The 26,239-nt window shown below is 53.7% G+C and carries 22 protein-coding genes; 11 read left to right on the forward strand and 11 right to left on the reverse strand.

The window, feature by feature from the left end:
* Positions 1–10: 10 nt before the first annotated feature.
* From PYRFU_RS08710 to PYRFU_RS08725, 4 genes are all read right to left on the reverse strand, one after another.
* Positions 11–1,054: a TIGR00269 family protein gene (locus tag PYRFU_RS08710; RefSeq protein ID WP_014027306.1), complete on the reverse strand. Its 1,044-nt coding sequence runs from the start codon at positions 1,052–1,054 to the stop codon at positions 11–13.
* Complete coding sequence (locus PYRFU_RS08715) at positions 1,047–1,253, reverse strand: MoaD/ThiS family protein (protein WP_014027307.1); 207 nt, start codon at positions 1,251–1,253, stop codon at positions 1,047–1,049. Before PYRFU_RS08715 ends, PYRFU_RS08710 begins: the two co-directional genes overlap by 8 nt.
* 278 nt (positions 1,254–1,531) lie before the next feature.
* Positions 1,532–2,419: a transcription initiation factor IIB gene (locus PYRFU_RS08720; protein WP_014027308.1), complete on the reverse strand. Its 888-nt coding sequence runs from the start codon at positions 2,417–2,419 to the stop codon at positions 1,532–1,534.
* Entirely contained in the window at positions 2,416–2,775 is a 360-nt protein-coding gene (locus PYRFU_RS08725; protein ID WP_048192784.1) for an H/ACA ribonucleoprotein complex subunit GAR1, read from the reverse strand. The genes PYRFU_RS08720 and PYRFU_RS08725 overlap by 4 nt, the downstream gene beginning before the upstream one ends.
* Positions 2,776–3,009: 234 nt before the next feature.
* Here PYRFU_RS08725 and PYRFU_RS08730 point away from each other — a divergent pair, with 234 nt between their 5' ends.
* The 5 genes from PYRFU_RS08730 to rnhB all read left to right on the forward strand — a co-directional run bounded on the left by PYRFU_RS08730 (position 3,010) and on the right by rnhB (position 8,511).
* Positions 3,010–4,404, forward strand: coding sequence for a BMP family ABC transporter substrate-binding protein (locus PYRFU_RS08730; protein ID WP_048192001.1), 1,395 nt, complete (start codon positions 3,010–3,012; stop codon positions 4,402–4,404).
* Complete coding sequence (locus PYRFU_RS08735; protein ID WP_014027311.1) at positions 4,404–5,891, forward strand: ABC transporter ATP-binding protein; 1,488 nt, start codon at positions 4,404–4,406, stop codon at positions 5,889–5,891. The genes PYRFU_RS08730 and PYRFU_RS08735 overlap by 1 nt, the downstream gene beginning before the upstream one ends.
* A 106-nt stretch (positions 5,892–5,997) precedes the next feature.
* Entirely contained in the window at positions 5,998–6,954 is a 957-nt protein-coding gene (locus tag PYRFU_RS08740) for an ABC transporter permease (RefSeq protein WP_167827918.1), read from the forward strand.
* Positions 6,947–7,810 (forward strand): ABC transporter permease, encoded by an 864-nt coding sequence (locus PYRFU_RS08745; RefSeq protein ID WP_014027313.1) that lies wholly within the window; start codon positions 6,947–6,949, stop codon positions 7,808–7,810. The genes PYRFU_RS08740 and PYRFU_RS08745 overlap by 8 nt, the downstream gene beginning before the upstream one ends.
* Complete coding sequence (gene rnhB, locus PYRFU_RS08750; RefSeq protein ID WP_014027314.1) at positions 7,807–8,511, forward strand: ribonuclease HII; 705 nt, start codon at positions 7,807–7,809, stop codon at positions 8,509–8,511. Before PYRFU_RS08745 ends, rnhB begins: the two co-directional genes overlap by 4 nt.
* Here rnhB and PYRFU_RS08755 read toward each other — a convergent pair.
* Positions 8,493–9,194: a YkgJ family cysteine cluster protein gene (locus PYRFU_RS08755; RefSeq protein WP_014027315.1), complete on the reverse strand. Its 702-nt coding sequence runs from the start codon at positions 9,192–9,194 to the stop codon at positions 8,493–8,495. The genes rnhB and PYRFU_RS08755 overlap by 19 nt on opposite strands.
* Positions 9,195–9,319: 125 nt before the next feature.
* Between PYRFU_RS08755 and PYRFU_RS08760 the strand changes: the two genes are divergently transcribed.
* Positions 9,320–11,737 carry a hypothetical protein gene (locus PYRFU_RS08760; protein WP_014027316.1) on the forward strand — a complete coding sequence of 806 codons (2,418 nt, stop codon included), beginning with the start codon at positions 9,320–9,322 and terminating at the stop codon, positions 11,735–11,737.
* Here the strand turns inward: PYRFU_RS08760 and PYRFU_RS08765 are convergent.
* Positions 11,734–12,927: a nicotinate phosphoribosyltransferase gene (locus PYRFU_RS08765; protein ID WP_014027317.1), complete on the reverse strand. Its 1,194-nt coding sequence runs from the start codon at positions 12,925–12,927 to the stop codon at positions 11,734–11,736. The genes PYRFU_RS08760 and PYRFU_RS08765 overlap by 4 nt on opposite strands.
* Positions 12,928–13,020: 93 nt before the next feature.
* On the opposite strand from PYRFU_RS08765, the gene PYRFU_RS10580 reads away from it, so the two are divergent.
* Positions 13,021–13,440 carry a thioredoxin family protein gene (locus PYRFU_RS10580; protein ID WP_014027318.1) on the forward strand — a complete coding sequence of 140 codons (420 nt, stop codon included), beginning with the start codon at positions 13,021–13,023 and terminating at the stop codon, positions 13,438–13,440.
* A 62-nt stretch (positions 13,441–13,502) separates the two neighbouring features.
* On the opposite strand, the gene PYRFU_RS08775 is transcribed toward PYRFU_RS10580, so the two are convergent.
* Together PYRFU_RS08775 and PYRFU_RS08780 are read right to left on the reverse strand one after the other, a co-directional pair.
* On the reverse strand, positions 13,503–14,363 hold the full coding sequence (locus PYRFU_RS08775; RefSeq protein ID WP_014027319.1) for a hypothetical protein: 861 nt from the start codon (positions 14,361–14,363) through the stop codon (positions 13,503–13,505).
* 109 nt (positions 14,364–14,472) lie between these two features.
* Positions 14,473–16,029, reverse strand: coding sequence for a DUF4346 domain-containing protein (locus tag PYRFU_RS08780; protein ID WP_048192005.1), 1,557 nt, complete (start codon positions 16,027–16,029; stop codon positions 14,473–14,475).
* Positions 16,030–16,133: 104 nt separating this feature from the next.
* Between PYRFU_RS08780 and PYRFU_RS08785 the strand changes: the two genes are divergently transcribed.
* Positions 16,134–17,135 (forward strand): aldo/keto reductase, encoded by a 1,002-nt coding sequence (locus PYRFU_RS08785; protein ID WP_052296977.1) that lies wholly within the window; start codon positions 16,134–16,136, stop codon positions 17,133–17,135.
* 67 nt (positions 17,136–17,202) lie between these two features.
* Here the strand turns inward: PYRFU_RS08785 and PYRFU_RS08790 are convergent, their stop codons facing one another.
* Positions 17,203–19,422: an elongation factor EF-2 gene (locus PYRFU_RS08790; RefSeq protein ID WP_014027322.1), complete on the reverse strand. Its 2,220-nt coding sequence runs from the start codon at positions 19,420–19,422 to the stop codon at positions 17,203–17,205.
* A gap of 253 nt (positions 19,423–19,675) precedes the next feature.
* Between PYRFU_RS08790 and PYRFU_RS08795 the strand changes: the two genes are divergently transcribed.
* The 3 genes from PYRFU_RS08795 (at position 19,676) to PYRFU_RS08805 (ending at position 22,600) form a co-directional block, all read left to right on the forward strand.
* Positions 19,676–20,758: a site-2 protease family protein gene (locus tag PYRFU_RS08795; RefSeq protein WP_014027323.1), complete on the forward strand. Its 1,083-nt coding sequence runs from the start codon at positions 19,676–19,678 to the stop codon at positions 20,756–20,758.
* 96 nt (positions 20,759–20,854) lie between these two features.
* Positions 20,855–21,892 (forward strand): RsmD family RNA methyltransferase, encoded by a 1,038-nt coding sequence (locus PYRFU_RS08800; RefSeq protein WP_014027324.1) that lies wholly within the window; start codon positions 20,855–20,857, stop codon positions 21,890–21,892.
* 42 nt (positions 21,893–21,934) lie between these two features.
* On the forward strand, positions 21,935–22,600 hold the full coding sequence (locus PYRFU_RS08805) for an ERCC4 domain-containing protein (protein WP_014027325.1): 666 nt from the start codon (positions 21,935–21,937) through the stop codon (positions 22,598–22,600).
* Between the two features lie 11 nt (positions 22,601–22,611).
* On the opposite strand, the gene PYRFU_RS08810 is transcribed toward PYRFU_RS08805, so the two are convergent.
* Entirely contained in the window at positions 22,612–24,225 is a 1,614-nt protein-coding gene (locus tag PYRFU_RS08810; RefSeq protein WP_014027326.1) for a B12-binding domain-containing radical SAM protein, read from the reverse strand.
* A gap of 256 nt (positions 24,226–24,481) precedes the next feature.
* On the reverse strand, positions 24,482–26,044 hold the full coding sequence (locus tag PYRFU_RS08815) for a DUF6513 domain-containing protein (RefSeq protein WP_244403936.1): 1,563 nt from the start codon (positions 26,042–26,044) through the stop codon (positions 24,482–24,484).
* Positions 26,045–26,239 lie beyond the last annotated feature (195 nt).

Genomic DNA, 26,239 nt, shown 5'->3' on the forward strand with positions numbered 1-26,239 from the left:
TCTGGTGCTCCTACCTGCCCTTAGACCATTTACTCATGGCTTCCTGTGCCATGCGTCTGGCGGCCTCGGGTAGAGCTTGTAGACGCTCCTCGCTAAGCTTCAATATGCCGAGCTCCAAGCGAAGCTGGCACGCTCTGCAAATTGGGTGTGCCGATGGTTCGCCGCATATGGCACAGGTGTAGGGCCCCTCTTCCTCCTCGCCGCTAGTTGACACCTTGCCACACTTCTCCAGGATTTCTATCGCTGTTTGTAGGCTGCGGAGAAGAGAGTACTTGACGCCGGGTGTCCGCTCCTCAAGCTCGTTAAGCATTCTCCTCACTTGCCAGCGTACACCTAGTCTAGCGTACGGGCACTCCTCGAACCCCGTGTACAACCCGTTTAGCACGGCATAGATGGTAGTCTCCTTCTCTAGAACCTCGTAGAACGGCTTCACCTTCCTAACGAACTTCGGGTGTTGGCCGGGCCCGGAGACGGGGCCAAGCCTTGCAATCTTGTCCCAACTATTGCTAAGCACGTTCATCATGTAAGTCTGTATTATGTCGTCAAGGTTGTGGCCTGTCGCGACTACAGTCGCACCCATTTCTCTCGCGGCCTTGTTCATAAGGTAGCGGCGAAGGACACCACAGTATGTGCACGGCAGGTAGGGTAGGCCACGCTCCTTACCAATCTTCACTATCTCGTCAAGCGTGTAGCCCACTTCATCCTTGAACCGGACTATACGGTACTCAACGCTGTGCTCCTCGACGAATCGGAGAAACCTCTCTACCGTGTACTCACGGTACCCGCGTATACCCTCGTCTACGAGTAGCGCTGTTATCTTCCATCCAGGTGCGCGTCGTGATAGGCGGAGTAGGTAGTGGAGTAGTGACATTGAATCCTTGCCGCCGGACACTGCAACCGCTATCCTATCATGAGGATTGAAGAGGCGATAGCGTCGTATAGTCCTACGCACTTTCCGGTCAAAGTACTCGAGAAAGTGCTTCTCGCACAGAGCCATACCAGACGCTCGCATCACGTATATCGCGGGTCTGCCGCAGACGCTGCACTTAGCCACCCGACACCACCGGGTAGAGCACAAGCTCGTCGCCATCAGTTACAAGCTCATCCTCAGCCACAACCCTCCCATTCTTGGTGACGACATACTCCGTCGAGAGCAGCTCCGCCGCACGAAGCACATCCGCTACTCGAGCGCCATTATCAACCTCTACCTCCTTCACTTCGCCGCCGAGTATACGGACCCTGACACGAGGCAAATGCTACACCTCCTCCGGCGCCTCCCCAGGCAACTACTTGCAAGCGATACGCGAAATCCCGTCTAAATCCTTCGGCGTAACGGCCACTCAACAGCTCGTTAGTCTGCATGACCCGCCCGCAGGGAACTAATCAGGCGTGGCGCTTGGCTTCTGGTGTGTAAGGTGTGTAGAGAGTACCTTGTTAACCTGGTTGGTTGGAGAGTCAAGAAACGGCGATGAGGCTTTACAGCCGATCGGACCGGGTTGCCCGGTGTGAAGAGTTTCGCCCCTCCCGAGCCTCAAAGATCCACCTCGATGAAGAGGTTGTTTACGATGTCCTTGTACCGGTTCCTTATTGTCGCATCGGTTATCCCGGCTGCCTTGGCTATGTCCATCTGGTTCCTCTTCTGGTCGAGTAGTATCGACGATAGGTAGACCGCGGCGGCTGCGAGGCCTAGAGGCGGCTTGCCTTGCGTCAAGCCGCGCTGGCGTAGCGCGTTAAGCAGTCTAGCTGCGAGTATCTCGACAGCAGGGTTGAGGCCAAGTTTCTCGGTGAGCTTGGGGACCGTCTGGGCAGGGTCTGGAGGCTTAACGTGAACGCCAAGGCTCATTACTAGCTCCCTATAGGCTCGCGCCACTCTAGCGGCATCCAGGCCAAGCCTCTCTGCCGCCTCGCGTATCGATAGGCTCGGGCCGCCAGCTATACGAGCGGCGGCCACTATTATCGCCGCCATCCACTCCCTTAGCCTCTTTCCACCAACCCTCCTCATCACCTTCTTGGATAGTGCTTTGCGCAGGAGCACAGCCGCTGTGTCAATAACGTGGCTCGGCACGCCAAGTATACCAGCAACCTCGTTAAGCTCCTGGAAAGCCTCTACTTCACTCTCGTGCTTCTCTACCCTCAACCTGGCTTGGAGCGCGGCTAGCTTACGGAACCTTGGGTCTCTTGTGGGTTGCATAACGGTATAGACGCCGCGGTCGTGGAACCTCTCTGTTAGTGGTGCACCGACTCTACTCCTGGTGATGTGCTCCTCTGCGTTGAAAGCTCTCCACTCGGGGCCAGAGTCGAGGGGTTGATCATCAATAACATGGCCATGGCTACACACTAAGTAGCCTTCGGGGGACCTCATTAGAGGTGCGCCACACACGGGACATTGACCGAGTGCACCGACCTCTCCCACATTCACCCTTTGCCACCTCTACGACGTTCTCCCGCCCCGCCAGGGGCGCGACGACCACCCTTCCCCCTCCTCCCCGAGGGCCTCCCGCCTCCCCTCCTCTTCCTCCTGCGCGGGGGCCTCGGGGGCACGTAGTACAGCTCCTCGCCGCTCTTCACAGTCTTGAGTATCTCCTTGCTCTCCGGCTTCACTACTATCAGCGGGTTGTCCACCGGCCCTATCACATCCAGTATCGTCCCGTACTTCTTGCGCAGCTCTCTATCGTATACTGGTATGCCGAGCGGTGGCAACTGCTTAGTATCCTCTGGCTTTACCACTATGTAGCCATTCCTGGTTGCGTGCAGCACCACACCTAGCTTGCGCACCAACCTCTAGCCCCTGGCGGGGCGGTGCCACTCGGGTGTTATCCAGTTCTTCCTCTAGACACTAGGAGCCTAGTAGTACCGGCGGTCACACCGAGCGGATGGTAGTACTGGGGGTAAGACAAGAGTCGGTGTTGATGCGCCCGCCTTAACGCGTCATTGAGTAGTGTGATAGTAGCTCCTCGACCCTCCATTAAAAGAGGGTGTAGTAGGCACGTAAGGCACCGGGGTAGGCTCGTGACAGACCCTGGCAGGAGGAAGACTCTTGCAATCCTAGGCGGTATCGGTGCAGCGATTGCAGCCGGCTACCTTCTGGGTAGGCTTGGCGGCGGTACACCCTCACCAACAACTACAAGCACCGTCAGAGAGGCGCTCGAGACTGCAGTCGAGAAAGCCGGTCTAGAGCCTCTCAAGGCGTTCTGGGTGTATGTCGGCCCCGTTGGTGACATGGGGTGGAGTTACGAGCACGACCAGGGTAGGAAGTATGTCGAGGAGGTGCTCGGCAAGAAGCTTGTTGAGACGGGCTACGTGGAGCAGGTGCCCGAGGACCGTGTAGGCCAGGTTATCGACGACGCCGTTGCTAAGGGTAACAAGCTCATCTTTACGACCAGTTTCGGGTACATGGATCCAACTAACAGGAAGGCTGGCCAGTACCCGGATGTCCTCTTCGGCCACTGTTCTGGGTACAAGAGGCTATACCCGAATGTTGTGACATACTTCGCTGAAGCGTATCAAGCGTACTACCTGAACGGTATACTGGCAGGCGCGATGACCAAGACGGGTAAGGTGGGTTACGTAGCTGCGCACTTCATACCAGAGGTTATCCGTCACATTAATGCATTCGCCTTGGGCGTTCGTGAGGGTGCGAAGCTTGTAGGCAGGAACCCCAATGAGGTCAAGGTGATAGTGCGTGGTCCTCTGGGTGCCTGGTTCGCCCCTGACAAGGCCAGGGCTGAAGCCGAGGTCCTCATAAGCCAGGGTGTTGACGTGATAGCGTTCACCGAGGACTCGACAGCCATAGTTACAACCATAGCTGAGTACTACACGCAGGGTAAGAGAGTCTACACCTTCAGCCACTACAGCGACATGAGGAGGATACTGGAGGGTGATGCCCGTAACGCGGTGCTAGCGGGCCAGATCGTAGACTGGGGTCCGCTATACCTAGAGCTAGTGATACGCGCTATTCTTGCCCGTCTCGTGAACCCCGAGAAGCCGGGCAACACTGACATCTGGAGCGACTTCCCACCAGCGACACCGAGAGACTACTGGTGGGACATGAGGATGGGCGTCTTCGACATAGCGCCGCCCAGAGAGTCTCGCGCCGCCTATGTCAAGAAGTGTGGACGCATACCGGACGTCTACGACGAGCGTAACGAGCTGAAAGAGTACATGGGCTGCCTACGCGAGGTTGAGGAGGAGATCATACGCGAATACATAAGCAAGGATGTGCCAGAGGAGGTGCTAGAGTACGTACTGAAGAGGAGGCGTGAGATACTCGACGGCAGCTGGGACCCATTCACCGGGCCAATACGTGACTCCACTGGCCGCGTGAGGATACCGGAGGGGATGAGAGCAAGCCACGACCAGCTGTGGAACATGGACTGGTTCGTTGAGGGGGTTGTGAAGGCGTAATGAGGTGCACCCCTCTACTCGAGACCCGCGGTTTGTCGAAGACCTATCCTGGAGGCGTACGAGCCCTACAAAACGTAGATTTTACACTTTGCGAGGGGGAGGTTCACGCGCTTCTCGGGGAAAACGGTGCAGGTAAGTCAACGCTAGCGCAGACTCTCTATGGTCTGATCTACCCGGACGAAGGCGTCATAAAACTAAGAGGAAGACCGGTATCAATACTTTCGCCGCGAGACGCTCTCCGTAGTGGCATATTGTATATCCCACAGTATCCTGAATTCCCGCATGGTGTTTCACTTAGAGAGGTTGTAAAGCTGTATGCTGATGCTCGTGGGCGCGCAGTTACGACGAGCGATGTTGAGGAGGTAGCGGGGTCATTCGGCTGGCGACTAGACTTTAACGCTGATGCCGGTAGCCTACCACTTGTAGATAGACAACGTTTCATGCTTGCACTTGGCATAGCGCTTGGCGTTGAGGTTCTGATACTCGATGAGCCGACTTCCTTCCTCTCTGGTGTTGAAGTTGAGAAGCTGCTAGAATCAATAAAGAAGTTGAAGAGCCTCGGGGTAAGCATGGTGTACGTTACTCACAGGATACGTGAGGTATACGAGGTTGCTGATAGGGTTACAGTGCTCAGACGTGGTCGTGTAGTTACAACGATTGACGAGCCTCGAAGCGTGCCCGAAGATGTGCTGGTATCCTATGTTGTTGGAGAGAAGGTAGAGTTTCGTGTTGAGCGTAAGCGAGGCGCAAGTGGTAGTCAGGCACTGGAGGTTAGCGATCTTGTGGTGCGTGACGAGTATGGTGTGTTGAAGGTCAAGGGCGTTGATCTTAGTGTAGCGCGTGGCGAGATTGTTGCGATTGTTGGTATTGAGGGTATGGGTCAACGGGAGCTTCTAGAGGCTATAGTTGGTCTAAGGAGGCGCGAGAGAGGCATCGTTAAGGTTGATGGTGTTGTTGTCGAGAATGTGGCTGGCTTTAGGAAGGCAGGTGGAAGGTATGTACCAGGAGATCGTCTCGAAGCTTTGGCTCCTGACATGAATATTGTTGAGAATGTGACTGTGCCTATACATGCAGCGAGTACTGTGGTGCGATGGGGCATCATTGATACTAAACGTGCAGTCAATATGGCCTTGGGTATCGTGAAGCGCTTTGGTGTTGTGGCGCGTAGCGTATGGGACAAGGTTGGGTCTCTGAGTGGTGGTAATCAACAGAAGTTGTTGCTTGGGAGAGAGATGGGTATAGGCGATCCGGTTATAGTCGTAATGCATAACCCTACGGCTGGTCTAGATGTAGCTTCGAGTGCGGCACTCCTCGATAAGATAGCTAAGCTTGCTGACCGTGGCGTTGGGGTGTTATTCGCAACACCTGTGGTTGATGAGGCTCTCGCAGTTGCTGATAGAATTCTTGTCTTCCGGGATGGGCGTGTTGCCGGGGAGTATAGCGCGGAGGCGTCGCGGCTTGAGATCGTCAGGGCTATTCTCGCTTAAGTTGCCAGTAGTGGTACGTTTCCGCGTTGAACCCCTGGGGAGTGTTTCTTTCAAGCGAAAGGCTACTGTGCTTTTAGCGTTGATTATCGTGTCATTTGTGTTACTCTTGCTGCCCTTTATCTACGCGGGTGTTGACCCGTTCCCGGTTATTGGGAGGTATCTCAGCCTCTGGGTTAGCGATACAGGATGGGCTTCCAGATCTTCATTTGAAATAGCGCGTTATACAACGGCGATGTTGTTGACTGGCTTAGCGGGCGTTATTGCGTTTCGCAGCAAGGTCTGGAATATTGGTCTTGAAGGTTATATGATACTTGGTGCTATTGGTACGGCTGCTGCTGCCTATGCGGGCTTACACTGGGCGTTACAAGTGGTAGCTTCAATGTTGTTTGGCGTGTTATGGGCCTTGCCCGTGGCGCTACTATTGGTCACGGGTGTTAGCGAGATAGTATCGTCCATGATGATGTACTATGTGTCGCTCTACATGCTGCAGTATGTTGTCTACAAGGTGTGGCCTAGCAGGTATGGTTTGTTCCCTAAGACGCCGGAGTGGGGTGTATCGCAGCCGATTGTAGCGGGGTTCCCGCTAATGCTAGTGGTTGGCATACTCCTGTGCTTCGTGGTTAACTACCTCTATCATCGTACGATGTTTGGTGTTGTTGCGAGGCTTGTAGGGTCTAACGAGAAGGCTGCAAGAACAGCTGGTTATAGTCCGCGTCTAGTGCGTGTAGTGGTACTTCTCTTGTCAAGCGGTCTTGCCGGTTTGGCAGGATTTCATGTTGCCTCTCTTAGAGGCTATCTTAGCATGGGGTATGCGAGCTTAGGCTACGGCTTTGCTGGTATAACAGTCGCGTTCATAGCTGGCCTAAATCCTCTTGCAGTGCCTATATCCGCCTTGTTCGTGGCGCTGTTGTACCACTTTGGTAGTTTTGCGAGTGATGTTATCCCTGGCGGTTACGCAGCATACTTCTACTATGTGCAAGGTGTGCTTCTCCTGGTTGTATTGGCGGCCAGGACTATACCCTCTTACCGTATAATCGTGCGGGTGGAGAAACGCCATGGTTGACCTCGTGTTGCTCGCGGGTACGGTTTTGCGTAGCGCTGCGGCGGTAGTGCTTGCTGTGCTTGCAGAGGCTGTGTCAGAGAGAGCTGGCGTTGTAAACCTTGGTCTAGAGGGTATAATGCTCATAGGCGGTCTTGTTGGGGTTGTGGTGTCGTTGATGACTGGTAGTGTTGAGGCTGGGGTACTGGCTGGCATGTTAGCTGGTATTGCGTATGCGGCTCTCTATGCGGTGCTCGTTAACGGTTTTAAACTGAACCAGATTGTTGCTGGCGTTGCTGTATACATGGCTGGTGTGTCTATCTCGACGATGTTTGGCGAGCCTTACTCGGGTCTCCCACTCCCACAACCATTGCGCGTAGGTGGTTTCGAGGTTGTCGTGCTTGTAGCCTACACTATGCCAGTCCTGGTGTGGCTCTTGTTGAGAGCTACGGGTTTTGACGCTAGGCTTCGCGCGGTTGGCGATAATCCATTTGCGGCTGACATGATGGGTGTCGATGTTGCCCGCGTTAGGACCGCGGCGGTACTCGTCAACGGCATGTTAGCCGGGTATGCCGGCGCTCTCTTCGTAATGATAGTCGCGGGTAGATGGAGACCCATGGCAACGGCTGGTATAGGGTGGTTGTCAATAGCATTGACGCCAATGACACTATGGGAGCCTCTGCTTGCTTACGTACCCGCGCTCGTCTATGGATTCTCGCTGGTAGCAAAATCACTATGGCTACAATGGTTGCCCGACGAAGCTCGCGAAGCTACGCCTTACATTGCAGTGTTGATCGCTGCGGCTATAACGGTGAAGCTAGTCAAGGGTTATGTGCCACGTAGTCTCGGTAGAGTCTACGTGCATGGTGTAAAGGGATGAAATGTAGTGCTATCGTGATGGGCGTTGATGAGGCTGGCAGAGGGCCAATAATTGGCCCGATGGTTATTGCCGGTGTTGCCATGTGCACGGAGGATGTTGGTAACATACGTCTTGCTGGCGTTGACGATAGCAAATTGCTCTCAAGAGCCGAAAGAGAACGTCTCCTGTCGCTAATCGAGCGTAGCGCAGTTTACGTTGGTAGAGTCTATGTGCACCCCCGCCTGATCGACGAAGTCAATCTTAACGTGATAGAGCGTAACACTATAGCTTTCCTAGTTGGGCGCGCAATGGACATCTTAGGGGAGAGCCTCAAGAAGGTCTACGTAGATGCTGTGGGTGATCCCAGGCAGATTATCGCAGCGATAAGAAGAGCTGGTTTTATGGGAGAAGTGATAGCGGAGCCCAAGGCTGATGCTAGATACACGATAGTAGGCGCTGCTAGTATAATTGCCAAGGTGTATCGTGATGCTGTTATTGAGGAGTTGAGGAGAGAGTATGGCGTTAGGGGGTCAGGGTATCCCACCGATCCGGAGACTTTAGCGTGGATAAGAGAGGCTTACGAGGAGAACCCGGAGGAACCACCATGGTTTGTGAGGAGGAGCTGGGGGACGTTGAAGAGGATAGCTCCTCGATGGTACCGAAGTAAACGTGGGGCAAGTAGTGGTCAGAAAACGCTCCTAGACTATATGCGTGGCTCTTGAGCCTCTTGTTGTTCTTTGCGTCTCCTCCTCTCAGCTTTGGCAATACGCTCTGTTAGCCTAGCCATTCTACGGATAGCAGCTTTCCACTCATCCCCCCCGACGCTCCTATAGAACATGAGAACGCCATTGTCAGTCACCTTGTAACCTGTCTTGAGATACTTCTTGCCATTCCTCTCGGCGAATACGGTACAGTACTCGATGAGGCAGATTATCGGCTTAGCCTCCTTGCCGTACTGTGCTTCCAGCATACACCTTCTCTGCTGAGCATTGTAGAATATACAGCGTCCGCCGGGCCCAGTACCAATGTAATATATGGTCACGACGCCTCCCGGAGTCAATATACGCTCCTTGGGCTGCGCCTCTAGCTTCAACTGGAGCTCGGGAGGAAGTTTCGTAACCTCAATGTCAAGCATGAATGCACCGCTCTTAGCTACGCAGCATCTGCCGCAACCAGGTGGACATACCATCTGATACGATTCCCTGAGCAGAGATTCATTCATCTCCTCAAACACTAGACGATTAACGTGCGTGCCTGGCGTCGGCTTAAATGCGATGAGTAGTCGCTTTAATCTAGGCGAGTAGTATGTGCCTATGAACCACTTCTTTAGCCTTGCAGCCTCTCTAAGCGCGTAGATGTTCCAATCCTTCTTCCTTGGCTCCCTAAGCACGTAAACCTTACCCACTATCCACGCCCTAGCAGCACAATGCAGACAAGTACACGGCTATAACCCACGCTCTGCGTCTCAATCACTTTCGCTACTGTCTCCGAGATTGGCATTTCATGAATGGTTTGTCCGGAGAGTATGAGATGCAACGAATACCAATACCCAGGCTTCTATGGAAACTACCGTTGCCCGAAGGGACAAGCTTAGAGAGCGTGGTTGCACACTCTTTCTCAATGTACGAGCTCGTGTTCGGCAGAAGTGGTGAGTTTGTCGCAGCGTACGGTGTTGATATGCTTCAGGGTGTACTGTGGAGTGATGAGAGGGAAGGAGGACTCTATATCACTCGTGGCTTGCGCGTCGAGAATGGGAAAATTGTTGACACGGCTGGCTCGGTCTTACTTAAGCTCCGCTTGGAGCCGAAACACAGGATACTTGGGCGTCGCGTCGTGCTCTTGGTCGATGATAAGAAGGTGAAGGTGGTTGATAGGGCAAGTCTATCTGTTCACCTCGAGGGTGATGCTAGATATTCCGGCTTTGAGAATGATGCTTACACGTTAGCAGCTGTTGTGAAGACCTCTAGGCGTGGGTTTACAGTAGTCGTTGATACAATATATGGCTTCGAGATAGTAAAGATGAGCCGTCAGCCGCGCAACGTAAGAGCATCAAGGGGTTGCGCAACTATATGCGATAATATCGGGTGTATAGTTAGCAACGGCGTCAATACTGTAAGGCTAGTAGCTGTTAACGTTAAACCCTTGGCCGCGTCGCACTCAACCTGTATAGTCACTTTAAGGTCTGACAGCAAGTGGATAGTAGCAATGGTGAAGCATAACAACATTGACGTGTTGGACTCTTGTGACGAGGAGCCTCGCGTTATCTATTCTGACACTGACATGGTGATATACATGTGTGACAATAGCACTAGGACGTTGCTCTTCGCCTCAAACTCTGCAGTGATAACACCTAGCGCAAGCAATGCAATACTAACGCCTAGTTTCACTCTAAGTGTCAAAAGAGAACACGGCGTTGAGATTCTTGAGGGCAACGTGGGAGACACAAGAATAAAGATACCCGTAGACACGTTCTATGCTGTTAATCGCGACAAGCTACTAGTAGTTAGCAGCGGCTGGGCCTATAGCATAGACTTAAGCGAATATGAGGACATAATGTTGAACCTTGGCGAGGGTAAACGCTGCCCGATAGAGGCGAAAATAGGTGTGCAAAGCTACACACTGCTAGACCTAAGCATAAATCACAATGTAGAGCCGGTGGAACTCGACATTACAACAATGGGAGCGTATGCCTGTCTCAAACCGTTAAAGCTAGACGATGAGTATGTAGTCGAGCTAGAGGCACGTCTCGCGCCACCGTTACTAGTATCGAGAGCCTTATCATTAGAGACACCAAAACCACGTCTAAAGATCAAGGCAGTAAGAGCGGCACATACAGCCACCGGATTGCTACGATTAAAACATGGTAACAATGTTGTCGAACTGGAACCCGGTACAGCAGCGCTAATAGTCACGATAGATGAGAAATGGCTCGACATAGTGAGGGGAGCGACAATAAGAGTTTATGATGACGACAGACTAGTGGCGTCTGAAATTATAACAGATAATCCGGTCATAGTGCCGTGCGGATCATGCGTAAACCCACGTGTAGAGCTAGAAATGGACTCTACAAGGATATACTATGGCATAGACAACGTGGAGGATATTAGAGAAAGCATCTTGGGTTCATTGAGGCTCGTAGAGCCGCCAGTGCCAACTGGGTTAAACTCAATGAGTCTCAAAATAGAGGTAGAAACTCGCGATGATATAGACTATATCGAGGTTGATGGGAAACCAGCCAGGATAGTAGACCGTGACAAGAACGGACTACAAGTAGAATGTAGACTAGATGACGTCTACGGAGAGAATGCAGAATTATGTGCATGTAAACGCTTCTCACACAAGACACTATTATTATGTGACTGCAAGGAGCTGTCAAAACTAGTACATGAAGCGTTGAAACACTACGCAGATGTCCATAAGTTAGAGGCGCCAGAATATCTTCTGATAGACAGGAACAAGCCAATACTGAGACTAGACTATATAGCAAGACGCGGCGGCATAGCATACCTAGTAGTGTCTACAGAAGACGAACGAACAATCACTTCAACAACTGTGTACCTGTCTAGCGGCAAGGGGAGTATAGCGGCGAAGCTTCCTACCGACTTTCCATGGCATAGTGTTGAGAAGCTAGTAGTACAGCTGAGCGACGCTAGAGGTGTTCACACATTGGAAAGGCTTACAATCTTCTACAGGAGGCCTATTGCTTACGCATATCGTGTTGGCACACAATGCATAGTATGCTCCGAGTCGATACTAGTATACAAAGGTGATGAAGGTGTCGAGGTTACTGATGGGTGTATAAGGGTGCCATGCGATGACGTGGAGAGTATCATAGCCGTTGATAACTGTGGTACGCCATGGAGACCAAGCATTGAGAAACATGATATAACACAAGATGTTATAAATGCAGTACGCACAGCCGCGATACTATACATGTTGTCTCGCTAGACCTCAAACACTTGTTCGACACGCTCACACCTTACGAGTTCATCGAGCTGTTTCAGTACGTACTCCCGGATACTCTTTACATCTGGCAAGTCGACCACTATACGTCCTTCTTCCATGACCTTCACGAGCATAGGCTTGCCGCATTCCGGCGGCTTTGATGTCCAGGGCTTTACTATGCGACGGCATCCGCACACATAGAGCTGTTTCGCACCCGGCAACTTACCCCTCTTGGTAATAGGTTCAAACCCAGAACCATAGTCGACCTCCACAAGATCCATGCTAATATCTATGCTTGGTGGAAACGCTATACTAGTTCCAACTCCAAAAGCATCAACTATGTCTCTAAGTTCTTTAATCCGCTCCTCGTCGAGACCCCCGCTCACGATTATCTTAACATGCTTGTAGCCATGAAGGTCTAGTGTCCATCTAACCTCCTCCACTATACGTCTCATATTGCCGCGACGAGAGCTAGGAGTGTCTAGCCTAACACCCCATAGTTTATCGCCGAGTGTCTGTGCCGCCATTAGCGCCTCTACTCTCTCATCATAAAACGTGTCGACTAGCGTCACACGAGGTACTGATGGATCAACATGCTTATCGAATGCCTTCCAAGCTTCACGTTGATCGCCAAACAGTAGAATGAGCGCGTGTGGCATAGTACCGACCGGTTTGATACCGAGATACTTGGCGGCAGCAGCACCAGCAACGCCATCAACGCCGCCAATGTAGGCAGCCCTGTCAACAGCTGGTGCTATCGCCGGATGTACTGCACGAAGGCCAAAGAAGAATACTGGTTTATCACCAGCTGCTAGCTTTATCCTTGCAGCCTTAGTGGCTATGCTGGTTGCATGTCTAAGCACACCCAGTATGGCGGTCTCGAGATCAGCAAACTCGTAGTAGGGACCCTCTATGATCATGAGTGGCTCGCGAGGATAGAAGATGGTCCCTTCGGGCAACGCGTAAACAGTAACCTTCCTACCCTCGAGTATCGCAAGTGCCTCCTCTAGGCCGGCAAAGACCGCCCATTCATAGCCCTGGGGAAGGCTATAAACATGGAACTCTGCTCTAACACTTCGCTCCTTCAACCCGCTCTTCTCAATCACCTCACGTGTACGATGGAAGTAGATGTCAGCTGTTTCACCCCTCTTTATCTCATCGGGACACGCAACATACAGCCTGGCCTTCCCCATACACACGTCCCCCTCTCAACCGCATTGCAGGGCAGTAACCCAAACTATGCGTATTATCTCCCCGGAGCTACAACGAACGTAGAAGGTGTGAGCATGAGTGGCGACATGCTCGGGAAGCTACGCTCGGCTATAGAGGAGAGAATATCCCTCCTGGAGAAGCTACACGGGTCGATGGTAGCCAAGTTGACAAGTGAGAACTTTACCAGGTTTCTCGAGAAGCACAGAGTAACAGTAGTCTTGTTCACGGCGCCATGGTGTCAGCCATGCAAAGCCTTCGAACCGTTGTTTGAGATAATAGCTAGGAGACTATTGAATGACGAGAGATACAAAGACGACCTAGGCTTCGGCAAAGTCGATACGGAGTCGGACCCGCAACTAGCTGATAAGTACAATGTCGACAAGATACCAACAGTGATAATATACTATAAGGGCAACGTGGCTGATGTGATAGTCGGTGCTGTAACCGAAGAGGAGCTAGTGAGGAGAATACTGAACATCGCTGGGAAGAAATGAGTGGATCGGCAAAGGGGGAGGCCTCTTCATCCCCCTCGGGTCGCCTCGGGGACAGCGTCTCCTCACACAATCTTCCAGTCAACAATTAAATCGTACAAGCGCTTAAACCCTATACTCGCAAAGCCGGTACACCAGTCAAGACCTGTCTTTGACACAAACTCTCCAAGCGAATCGGGAGGATGCCCAGCAAGCAGCGTTGAAAGTAGGGTAAAGATGAGGCATTCTTCGTTATCACTCTTTAGCCATATATAGCCGTCGAGAACGTCACATTTGACGACATTTCCAGTGGTGCGGCCATTCTTGCTAGTACCTTTCCCGTGCGACGCAGTACCATGCTCGAGAAAATCTCTAAGCGATTCACCGGTGTAGACACGCCTGCCCACCACAATACTCTCCAAGTTATACACTTCACCAGCCACAATACTGCAAACTCTACACGCATCTGGCTCAGAGCAAGAAAGTGTTACACTATCACGCTTCTCAACATCAAGCCTGGATCCGAGCAGACGCGCGAGCCTAGAGGCACGGTAACTCGATATCCAGAAGCCATTCAAACCATCAATGTCCTCTGTCAGCCATTGCGCTGCAGCGGGTGCAACGCCGCCAACATCGCCGTTAACACCAACAACGAGAGGTACGAGTGGTCTCTCGCCCAGCGCGTCCAGCGCAAAGAATGTCAACGTAGCAGATCTTGCGATAGCTAGAAGAGCGCGAGGCGATACACCCCAGAAGACCAGATATAACAAGCCTCTAGCACGCAACGCACTACGTACAAGCCACAAAGGAGGTGAAACCCTGTACAACGTCACACGCGACACACTATCAGCGACGCTCATGAACTCTTTCTCACGAGTCTCCAAAGGTACCGGATGCAATGCTCTTGATCCTGCAAGTGCAGCTGCCCGCGCAAGGAGCTCCTCCAAGCTCGCACCCACGGTTCTTCATAACCGGTAGTAAATAGAAGACAACAGGGGCTGTGAGGAGTAAGGCCGAGGCCTGATCGGTGAAGAGAGAGGATGGCTCCGAGCCCCTCTACACGCCACGTATTCTCTCATGAGGTGGTTTGAACTTCTCATCTTGTACATACCCGCTACGTAGCCTAGCAGCTATCTCTGCGCGGGCAAGCTCATAACCAATATAGACGGCGTGTTCCGGGTTGACACTAAAGTCTCTAACAACAAGCCTTGCAATTGATAATCCATCTTTTCCACGATAAACCCTCCTTCGACTCCCTTCAACATACTCTGCTACAATCTCGCCTCTATCAACCATTATACGTATATAGCCGCGGTCAAAGTTGGCGGGTTCAACTTCACTCTCAACCCTCACTACCTCACCCTTACCTATCGGGATGCGCTCGCCTCTAATGCTACCCAGTAGTGTAAGGTCTACTCCCAAGTCTACGGGAGGAGCATGCTTAACATACGAGGCTAACGCTACATCAAGAGCAGCTCTAGCCTCGCTAACCTCTATACCCCTCTTGGCCACAATCCAGAAGACGCTAGCACCAACCTCAAACCCGATACACCCAGCGAAAAGGAACACCGGGAAGCTATCAGTCGCCAATGCATCCTCAAGGCTAGCCAAGCTAAAGAGTAACGGGTAGTTACAATCGCCATAAATCCTGTGAGTATCGCGCAGTATCCGATACGGCTCGATACTATCAGCAAAGCCAAGCGGAGGAGGCATCACAATAGGGTCGAGAAGCACATACTGGAAACCATACTCTCTTGCCACCTCTATACCCTTCAGAAGAAGGGTCACCTTCTCGTGCGCATCACGTGGATACAGTCCTCGCTGGTCGTCAAACGGTTGAAGCACAAAGAATGCTTGGTCACGGTAAGCCTTGAACTCTCGAAGAGAGCTACCAGACAGGCCAGAGACAAGTGAAGCACCGTAATCCAGAGCCTCTAGTAGCCTCTCAACCCTCCTAGACTCAACGCCAAACGGTACATCATTTACAAGCTCAACGAAATGCTTCAACATCCTCCGGTATTCTCCATCATTCAACCACTCCTCGTCACCAAACACAATAAAGTCTGGCTTCTGCTCAACAACCTCCCTAACAAACTCTTCAAACTCGTTGTTATCCTGCTTGGGTGTAACCTCAACAATTAGCGTATAACCAGGCTGATAGTAAACACAAGCACCTCCATCTACACATAGCCGCCTAGCCTTGCTGAAAGCAGAGGCAACTATCTCAAGGATATCCCTTCGCAACTCACTATAGTCGAGACGAACTTCACCCTCTGCAAGCAGCCTAAATACATACTCAAGCTCACCAGGGCTCCTAGGCCCCTTCACCACCCGGGCACCAAGACGCTTACTAGCTTCCAGCGGATCGACACTCGACTTGCCCGGCACCATTATCACATCATACTTCTTGTAATCACTCTTGGTTTGTGGCAACGTCTTGACAAGGAAATCCGTCGTTATGAGTGCCGCGGTAGCAATAGGTAACGCAACAACATCAACGCTAAGACCCGGGACAACCCTAACAGCCTCCCTGACATACTCTACGATAAGGTCACGAGCTTGTACACCAGTGACTATCAGCACCCGCTTCACGCCACTATCTCCACCCTTCAAGGTAATACCATTCCCATTGTTAGACCGGCAATACCTCCAGAATACCCTTCCGCTAAACCCAGACGGCTAGAGCCAAACCCCTCAACAGTCCCCACACGCCTGGGATGCTAACAGTGAAGGAGGTACCCACGACAAGATTGGGGAGAAGAGGCCCCCGCGTATCCGTAATCGGTGTGGGTTTGTGGCAAGCAGGCTCAATACTATGGAATGCTAGAAGTCGAGAAACACTCCTTGAGATAAGAAGAGGGTTGCTACGTGCACTCGAGTACGGTATAAACTTCTTCGACACGGCCGAGATATATGGACGTGGTCTATCCGAGAAGATCCTAGGCGAAACGATAGGAAAGAGAGACGATGTAATAGTGGCTACCAAGGTAGCTGGGTATCGCTGGACACGATGGGATATACTGAAAGCCGTAAAGAGAAGCCGCACTCGCCTAGGCCGCGACATAGACCTGATACAGCACCATTGGCCTCCTCCAATCTATGCGCCAGTATGCAACGTGATAAGGGCACTCGAAGAGGCAGTGGATAAAGGCCTAGCTCACCACATTGGCCTCTCCAACTACCCTGAGAGCCTCCTGGAGAAGTCGCTCGAATGCCTAAAGAAGTATGATATACTCTCCAACCAGGTGCAGTATAGTCTAGGCTACCGCACACCAGAGAACCATCTAAAGCCGCTTATGGAGAAGCATGGCATCATACTCATAGCATGGAGCCCGCTAGCGAAAGGCGCCCTAGCAGGTGCAAAACCGTCAACACTGGCCCAGAGACTCGACCCAGTCTTCCGCAGAGTAGCAGGGGACAGGGAGCTTCTCAATACACTCAGGGCGATAGCGGAGAAGAGAGGTGTCACAATGGCTGAAATAGCACTAGCGTGGCTAATAGCCAAGAGAGCTATACCGATACCAGGTTTCCGTAGAGCAACAAGAATAGACAGCTTTGTACGAGCAGCAACATTACGGCTGTCAGACGAAGACATCGAGATGCTCGACAGGGCTAGCGCTAAATACCTTAGAGTCTATGGCGAGAGATACAACTCTCTACAACTTAACCGGTACATACCCGGGGTCCTACAGAGACTAGTTCTGGCACTGGGTGTGTAAGGAGGATAAGGAGACGGGAAGAAACCCGTTAAGAAGGGTATATCGCGGTAAACAATGATTTGCAGGTTTAGTACTGCTCGATGAAGTCCTCTGGCTTTGGCGGCTCTGGTGGTAGGCCCTTCCTCTCCCTGATCTTCTTCACGATCTCCATTAGCAAGTTCTCTGGTACTGGTGCCCAGCGGCTGAACTCAGTACCCCAGAACGCTCTGCCAGCGCTTGCGCTTCTAAGCTCGGCTGCTAGGTCGAAGCTCTCCGATACTGGGACCTCTGCGATTATCCTCATTACCATACCCATGTCGATCATGTTGATTATCTTGCCGCGCCTCTTTGTTATCACGGCGATTACGTTGCTTACGTACTCGTGTGGTACACGGATGTCTAGCTTCTGGAGAGGCTCTAGTAGAGTCGGCCTAGCGGTTAGCATGCCAGCGTAGATCGCGTTCCTCAGTGCTGGGAACAGCTGGGCTGGGCCACGGTGTGCTGGGTCCTCGTGGATGATCGCGTCGTGTAGTATTACCTTGATGCCTCTCACTGGCTCCTTGGCTAGTGGGCCCTCCTTCATTGCCAGCCTGAAGCCCTGGATGAGTGTGTCCTTCACCTCGCGTAGGTGCTGTACACCGGTGGTCTTGTCGACGAACACGTTGATGTTCTCGTCGATAGCCCAAATGCGCTTAGCCTCGTCGTAGTCCCAGCCAGCCTCGTCACGTAGTATCTTAGCCCTCTCCCTTGGATCCATATCGTCGGTGATGACGCCCTTCTGGATGAGTTCAATGGTCTTCTCGTCGAGGGGCTCAACGCTGATGTAGAGCTTGTTGTGCTTGTTCGGGCTCTTGCCCTCGAACACCTGGCTCTTAGCGCGGATGGTCTCACGGTACACGACAATTGGCGGCGAGGTCTTGACCTCGAGGCCGAAGTTCTCCTTGAGCGACCATAGTGCGATCTCAATGTGTAGTGGGCCCATACCGCTGAGCAGGTACTCGCCAGTCTCCTGGTTGATCTTGACCACGAGGTTCGGGTCCTCGATGCTGAGTAGCTTGAGGGCCTCAATGAGCTTTGGTAGGTCTCTCGGGTTCTTAGGCTCGATAGCCACGGTGACCACTGGCTCGCTGACGTACCTCAGCCTCTCGAATGGAGCCATTGTGTCCTTGAGGCTGAGGTCTACCACAGTCTCGCCAGCGCGGGCTTCATCGAGACCTAGTGCTGCAGCGATGTTGCCAGCAGGTATCTCGTCGACTACCTCACGGTCCGGACCCATGTAGATGCTAACCTGGAGTATCCTCTGCTTCTTCTTTGCGTTGACGAGCCACACTTCGACGCCCGGCCTCAGTGTACCGGCGAAGATACGGCCGGTGGCGACAAGCCTCCTAATCTTCGGGTCTAGCCTCATGTCAGCAACAACGAATACTACTGGTGCATTCGGGTCAGCCTCCATCATAGCCTTGGCTATCTCGCTGTTCATGTCACCTCTCCAGATCTTCGGTATCCTGTACCTCTGGGCGGTCCTTGGGTCTGGGATGAACTTGACCACCATGTCTAGTAGTGCCTCGTGTAGCGGGGCCACCTTGGCAGCGAACTCCTCGACAGCCTCCTTGCCCTTATTGTAGGCCTCGATCACGTCGCTGAACTTGATGCCCTTCTTCTCAGCCATTGGTACGGTGAAGCCCCACTTGTCCCTCGCGCTGCCGAATGCAACATTGCCCTTCTTCGGGTCTATCTTCCACTGGTCCTTGTAGGGTGCCTCACCGTAAAGCTCTATGAGGCTGTTGACCTCCTTGATTATCTCGACGAACCTCTGCATAATCTGCTGTGGCGTGTACTTAAGCTCCTTGATGAGACGGTCAACCTTGTTTATGAAGAGGATTGGGCGCACTCTCTCCTCGAGCGCCTGGCGTAGCACGGTCTCAGTCTGTGGCATTACGCCCTCTACAGCGTCGACCACCACGATAGCGCCGTCAATCATACGGAGGCTCCTGGTCACCTTGCCAGAGAAGTCAACGTGGCCTGGCGTGTCGACGAGGTTGATCACGTATGGCTTGCCCTGGTACTCGTGGTAGAGGCTAATGTTGGCCGCCTTGACAGTGATACCACGCTGCTGCTCGACACTAAGGAAGTCCATTGCTAGTGCCTCGCCGGCAACCTTCCTCGAGATTATACCGGCGGCAGCCAGCAGGCTATCCGTGGTCGTGGTCTTACCGTGGTCGACGTGAGCTATAATACCGATGTTCCTTACTTGCTCCGGGTTCCTCATTATCTGCAAAATCTCGTGTACGAACTTTACCCTAGGCACTTCCCGTTACACCCTCAGCGCTGGGCAACGGCGTAAAACCCGTTATAAGCCTTGGCTTTATGGTATAACAGGGTATGTGGCAACACACGTTATACCCTGCTCAGCCGTGTTTCCAACACACGTGATTATAATGGGGTTGTGAGGAAGGGATCCCTGCCTGAACCGTGATGAGCTTTCGGTCGCACCGATCGCGCGGGCCTACAGCCTATTCTCATAATTAGGGGTTGGGATGGGGCCGCGCAAGGGTGTATAGATGCCGGTTGACCCTAGCGTGCATCTGCTACTGGCATGGCTGGCCGTGTTCTACGTGCTCGTGGTGCTATTCTGGGCTAAGCGTGATACATTCCAGAGGCTTGGTGTAGAGGCCACTCCGTTCGCTCTAGTGGTGCGTAAGGGTGCGAGCTTCGACTTTGCTAAGAGGATAAACCCGAGGATTGCTAAGGTGCTCTTCACTATCGGCGTGTTTATACTAGCCTATGTGGCCTTCAAGTTCTATGCGTCTATCTTAGCACTAACTTTGATGAGGCTTAGTGGCGTTGAAACGCCACCTGCAGTCACACCCATAATCCCCGGCGTGACAGTGTCTCTCGAGACCTTCCTTGTGATGCTCCCGGCGCTTGGTGCGGCGGTTGTAGCGCATGAGGTGGCGCACGGCATAGCAGCCAGGATTGAAGGTGTTCCGGTGAAATCAACGGGTTTGATGCTAATAATGGGTGTGTTGCCTGCAGCCTTCGTCGAGCCCGAGGAAGAGGCGTTCAAGAAGCTAAGGTTGTTGCCGAAACTTCGTGTACTATCTGCGGGCGTGCTTGCAAACTACCTTCTTGCGCTCCTAGCCATAAACATGCTGGCGATGATAGGCTATCATCCAGTTATGGTTATTCTTAGTGTTGAGCCTGGGAGTCCTGCTGAGAAAGCCGGGTTGAAACCAGGCGATGTAATACTCTATGTGAACGGGACTCGCGTGGATAGCATAGAGGAGCTAAGGAGAGTGATCAACGAATCGAGGGTGGTCAACGTAACCGTACTACGCGATGGTAAACACGTCTCGTTCCTTGTGGAGCCGCGCCTCGTCAAAGGGGGTGCAAAGATGATAGGCGTTATAGTGGGGTTTAGGGACCCGTCGTTGCTACACACGTTGCTTAGATGGCTCTTCTTCATCAACTGGTCGCTCGCCTTGATAAACGCAGCGCCGCTCGTCATAACCGATGGGGGTAAGGCCCTGACGGAAGTGTGCATGAGGGCTATCGGGCAACCCGGAAAGATTGTCTCGGCGGTTCTCCAGGCAGCTACCATACTGATGCTCGTGGTTAACGTGGGAATAGTTAGGATAGGTTGAGGGTCGGAGCCGGGATCGGGCTCATCACGCGGTCAGCAAGGGCGGCTGTCTCCTCAGCCCCGGGGGTACCAGGGGCTACACGGGAGGGGTGCTAGAGTGGAACGGTTCTATGCGGTGTTAGCGGGCAGCCACGCTACCCTGCCGCTTGCCGAGCTCCGGGGCATACTTGATGTGGAGGCTAGGAGGTACGGCGTGCTAGCGGTTCACACGCAGTTGGTGCTATTCGAGGCCGAGGGTCTGGATGCGCAAGTGGTGACTAGGAGGGCTGGTTTTGTCGAGGAGGTTGGTAGGCTACTGGCGTATACCGAGGCGGAGCCTGGTGCCGTTGAAGCAGTGTTAGAGACTCTTGAGCCTCTTCCAGGCGTGTATCGTGTCGAGTTTAGAAGGTTGCGTGGTTTCGCTGCGAGCCTCTACCCGGATGAACGTGCAGCTCTCAAACGCTTCGTCGGTATCCTCGAGTCGAGAGGGTGGAAGCTATCGCCTCGAAGCTATACGGGGATAATCCGCATAATCGTTGAAGAGGGTGTGGCTGTAGCTGGTGTTATGCTTGGTAAGCTTCGTGTCTCCGAGTTGCGCGACCGGTGGCCGCATTTACGACCGTTCTACAAGCCGGGTGCGTTAGACCCGAGGATGGCTAGGCTCTTCGTCAACCTCGCTAGGGTGGCTAGAGGCTCTAGGTATCTCGACCCCTTCTGCGGCACTGGAGGATTCGCCATAGAGGCTCTGTTATCGGCGGGCGCGAGGGAGGCGATATGCGGCGATATAGACCGTGACATGGCAGCCGGCTCTGCTGTTAACCTGTCAAGGTACACTGGCGGTAGGCTCTGGGTTACGGCCAGGTGGGATGCCAGGAGGCTCCCATTGCGCGACGAGAGCGTAGACAGCATCGGGACGGATACTCCATACGGTAGGCTTACCACAACCGCAGGCATGAAGACAGAGGTTATCGTTGCGGGCTTCCTCCGGGAAGCGGCCAGGGTGCTCAGACGGGGCGGGTTCGTGGCTTTTGCGTGCCCCCATTGGGTTGAGTGTAGAGAACTGACTCTCGACGCGGGTTTACAGCTACTAGAGGAGCATTATATGCGGGTTCACGGCTCGCTAACGCGCATAATAATAATCGCGCGGAGACGTTAACCCATAGGCCAGCTGCCCGGGTATGCTCGATGGCGGTAACTCATGCCGAGCATCCGCGTATATGTCGACGAGCGTGAGAAGGGTAGTGGTGTTCCAGAAGCGCTGGCCGAGATGGGTGTAGCGGTGATATACCAGAGGCTTGATGTCGGCGACTACCTGGTATCCGACGAGATAGTGTTCGAGAGGAAGACTGTAGACGACCTTGTACGCTCGGTCTTCGACGGGAGGCTCTTTGACCAGGCTAGACGCCTCGCAGAGACCTACCCCAAGCCGGTTATCATAGTTGAGGGGCGTTTCGACAAACTCTGGGAGAAGACTGGGAAAGCGATACAAGTGAGACAAGCGTTACTCGCTGTTGCACTGGACTATGGCGTCCGTATAATCTACACGAGGGACCCTGGCGACACGGCGCGCGTCATCTACTACGTCGCTAGGAGGGAGCAGGTGGAGAGGAAGAAAACAGTCGTCATCCACAGGAAGCCCAGACTATCCACGTTGCGCGAGAAGCAACTCTACGTGCTTCAGTCGTTGCCGGGCGTGGGGCCCAGGCTCGCAGAGAAGTTACTAGAGTACTTCGGGAGCGTCGAGGACGTCTGTAAGGCCAGTGTTGTGGAGCTCTCGAGGATCCTAGGTGAGGCTAGAGCACGAGAAGTCTATCGCGTGATACACGCAAAGCTGGGTAAGCGTAACGATGGAAAACTATTCTGAAACCACGCCCACTATGCTGCTACGGCTGCGTTATGCCTCGCTGTGTGGTGTAGCAGCTCGTGGTGTGTCAATCCTAGTCTCTTCTCTAGTATGGCCACAGCAACCCTAGTCAACGCCATGAACAGCTTGAGAGGTAGTGCTACCGCAGGATTGCTCACATACTTGCCAGCGACCCACCAAGCCCATCTAATCGTGTGGTGATACGCTAACCTCATGACCTCGAGGTGATAGTCTGTAACGTCCTCCCTCCTGAACCAGTCGTGGTTCTTCAGCCTCCCTAGCGGCACGAAGAACAATGGGACTATGAGACTCGGGTACGGCTTCAGCCTCTCGATAAGCTCGGCGGTCGCAACGAGATCGTCTGTCGTCTCGCCGGGTATGCCAAGGATTATCGTAGCCGCCGGGAAGCCATTGTTATCCGCGAGTATCCTGAACGCCTCCTCGACTACCTCCGGCCACTTCTCCGGCGGGTAGGGGGCCGACTTGCCCGGCATTATCCGCTTGGCTAGCCTCGGAGACCCTGTCTCGATCCCCGTCTGGAAAGCTATGAACTTCACAGTGTCGCCGTCCACCACCATCTCTGAGAGTTTGGAGAAGAGGCGGAACCTCTCCTCCATCACGAGTATAGAGGAGAGGCTAGAGTGGCTCCACGAGAACCCAATACCCTCGCCAACCCTCTCCTCATACTCCTGTTTCACCTTCAGCACTTCCTTGTGGAGTCTTGTCAGCTTCTCCGGGTTCGGGATGACACCGTACGCCCCGTAGAGCGGGACATCCTCGCTATGCAGTATTATCTGCCTGACACCCGCCTCGAGATTCACCCGCACCTCCTCTAGTATCCTAGGCAAGGGTATGTGGCGCAAAGGTCTCGCGGTGACACTACAGAACTGGCATCCCCTCGGGCACCCCCTCATTATCTCGACGAGGCCGTTCACGCTGGGGGCTTTAATGGCAGGTATCTTCTCGAGGCTTGGCGAGTCGCGGGGCGAGACCTCTATCCTCCTCGGTAGCTCCCCGCCCTCCAAGATGGCCTCGGCAATCTTCACTATAACCTCGTCGGCCTCCCCTTCAACAATCACATCCACGGGCCACTTCTCCAGTGCACCCGGCTCTACACTCCACTGCCAGGCAGCCGGGCCCCCAACGACTATCTTCAAGCCACGGCGATGAGCCTCCCATATCTCGGGCTGCGAGATGAACTCTATGAAACTCCTCCTGTTGGCAGGCTCCCGGCCGGTAAGCCACCACCACTCGGTGCTCGGGTGCCCCAAGCCGAAGAAATCGTGATGCCCTATGAGGAGGGCCTTGGCACGCCTCAAGTAGGGCCAGATGTAATCCGGGTCTATAATCGCGGCTTTGAATCCTGCCTCCTGCAGCGCAGCCTCTATCTTACGCAGCCCGTAGGGCGCCTGCCACGGCCTACCATACTCGTCGACCTTCATCCTAGGACAAGCCAGCCAGATCCAGAGCTTCTCGGGGAGCAGGACGGGCGGAGCGGTAGAGAGGAACCCGAGAAACTCCCTGCCATGGTAATTGCTCATCATGCAACGGTCGACGGTTATCACGAAGTCCAGGTCGAGTAGCTTGCGCGGTTCCAGTTTACGATGAAACACTAGCTTCTGCAAGTGTATCAACCTCTAACACTACACTCAGTAGCACTAAATACTCGGCAGTCGATAGTTAAAAGTGTACAGCACTTGAGACTAGGCACAATCAAATCGGATATAGCCAGGGGTGCCTAGCGACTAACAGACACACGCGGCAAACCAATCCAGGTGCCCTTTCCGGCACGAGTGCCGGTGTCGGATTGGCTATCGAAGCGTATGGTAAAAGGTCTCCGCTAGGAGGCCCGTTACACCGGGTGAGGAGCACCGCGCGAGCCTACGGGGTCCGAGGGGGCCGTGCGCCTCCTCGAGGCCCCCGTTGATGTGAGGCGGGGTTTACCGATAACACTCCTAAAGCTCTCCTAGCGTCCTCTGGCGTTACACCTCGCGGCACTCCTCCTAGGGTAGAGTATGTCCTGCCTAGCCTCAAGAGAGCATAAGCCACGCCTATCTCGAAGCCAAGCCAAGCGGCATGATCGAGCCTCGTTACATACCCCAGGCTTATCGCGGCACGATAGAGAGCATAGGGGTCGCGACCCTCCAAGGCCTCTACCCTCCCATCACTCCACTTGTGCAACACGCGTATGCGGCCATCAGGGTGAGCCTCGACCAGATTATCGCCGGCAGGATCACGCTGGAATGGTATCCTCTCAACGCTCTCAGCGTCGCGAGTGATGCCCGGCCTCCAGCCGGGAGGGTCTAGAGGCGCGGGCCTCTTCTCGCGCGCAACGAGTAGGTCAACTCCCAGGTCCTTCGGCGGTCTCTTCTCGTGGCAGGCTACACTAGCCATGAGGGCTGCTATGGGGGCCTCCAGGGGTGCGTGCCTCGCTTTCCAACTTTCACCCGTCACCAGGAAGACCGAGACGCCAGCCTCAACGAGCAACACCGACAGTAGCGCTAACACACCAGTAGTGTCAGCATCGAGAAGCTCGTAGACGTTGCCTAGACCCGCTAGCAGCGGGTAACCGAGACTAGAGGCCTCGCGGTATGCCATGAGAGAGTCGAGGAGCCCCATACAGGGTGGTGCTAGAAGCGGGTCAAGCACCGGCACCAGGCCAGCATCAAGAACATCGAGTGCCAGTCTACTCAGCCTTTCAACCCTCTCTCTGGGCGGGGGTAGAGGCTCGCCGATGCCAGAAGGTATGAGGACTACCGCAACACCCCGAGGAAGACTATGGAGCAGCTCCTCCCTCCCAGGATACACCGACAGGACGACAGATGCGCCCAAGTCGACCGCGTCGAGTATAACATCGTCGTTATCCGCGTCAACACCCCAACAGGTAAACCTACCAGAAGCATTTTCTAGAATGGTATGCGCCTCGGCACGTGTAACACCCCGTGTGAACCCAACAACAACGCCGTGAGCCTCACCCATAGGCTGGTAGCCAGCAATGCTATCCGCCATAACCTCGCGTAGGAGCACAACCGGCGGAGGCCTCCGGTAAAACGCGAGACCACACCGTAGAACCGCGTATGGCTCAGCATTCCAATCTACACGGGGGCCAACGCTCGTAACAGCATCAAGCCTGTCACCCGGCCTAAGCGCGGATAAATCGACACGTGGAAGCACCTCGGGAAGAAGGCGAGGGTCAACTGGCCCCCTAACCACGACGACACCCGTCTCCCTCCACAACTTCTCAAAATCAACCCTCGCGTAAGGCGGCAGAATCACAAGCGTGCCACGCCCATACCTCCTAGCAACACTCTCGACGAACAACGGCGGCACAAGACTAGCAACATCAACATCCGCCACCTCCACAAACACATCAAAACCCATAGCACGCAGCTTCTCAGCAACACGCTTGACAGCGCCACTCGCAAGCCTCCCGGTGACAAGCACTATCCTCAACACGGACCTCCGTAACCCAATGCCCCACAGACAACAATGATAGTAGTCTCTCCGAGCAACACACCAGCACAAGCCTCAAACAATCGAGACGAGCCTCACCTCAGCGTTCACCTTAAACACCCCCTACCCCCAGGATGTTACACGCCGCCGCGACACAGCCCGAGGGGCTGCTGGATGAGCGGCTGG

This window comes from Pyrolobus fumarii 1A, from assembly GCF_000223395.1.
In the GTDB taxonomy this organism is placed as follows: domain Archaea; phylum Thermoproteota; class Thermoprotei_A; order Sulfolobales; family Pyrodictiaceae; genus Pyrolobus; species Pyrolobus fumarii.

Excerpts from the sequence above, each read along its gene's own strand:
- PYRFU_RS08735 (WP_014027311.1), top strand. The coding sequence starts at position 4,404 with ATGAGGTGCACCCCTCTACTCGAGACCCGCGGTTTGTCGAAGACCTAT.
- PYRFU_RS08795 (WP_014027323.1), top strand. The coding sequence starts at position 19,676 with ATGCCGGTTGACCCTAGCGTGCATCTGCTACTGGCATGGCTGGCCGTG.
- PYRFU_RS08745 (WP_014027313.1), top strand. The coding sequence starts at position 6,947 with ATGGTTGACCTCGTGTTGCTCGCGGGTACGGTTTTGCGTAGCGCTGCG.
- PYRFU_RS08760 (WP_014027316.1), top strand. The coding sequence starts at position 9,320 with ATGCAACGAATACCAATACCCAGGCTTCTATGGAAACTACCGTTGCCC.
- PYRFU_RS10580 (WP_014027318.1), top strand. The coding sequence starts at position 13,021 with ATGAGTGGCGACATGCTCGGGAAGCTACGCTCGGCTATAGAGGAGAGA.
- PYRFU_RS08765 (WP_014027317.1), bottom strand. The coding sequence starts at position 12,927 with ATGGGGAAGGCCAGGCTGTATGTTGCGTGTCCCGATGAGATAAAGAGG.
- rnhB (WP_014027314.1), top strand. The coding sequence starts at position 7,807 with ATGAAATGTAGTGCTATCGTGATGGGCGTTGATGAGGCTGGCAGAGGG.
- PYRFU_RS08785 (WP_052296977.1), top strand. The coding sequence starts at position 16,134 with ATGCTAACAGTGAAGGAGGTACCCACGACAAGATTGGGGAGAAGAGGC.
- PYRFU_RS08805 (WP_014027325.1), top strand. The coding sequence starts at position 21,935 with ATGCCGAGCATCCGCGTATATGTCGACGAGCGTGAGAAGGGTAGTGGT.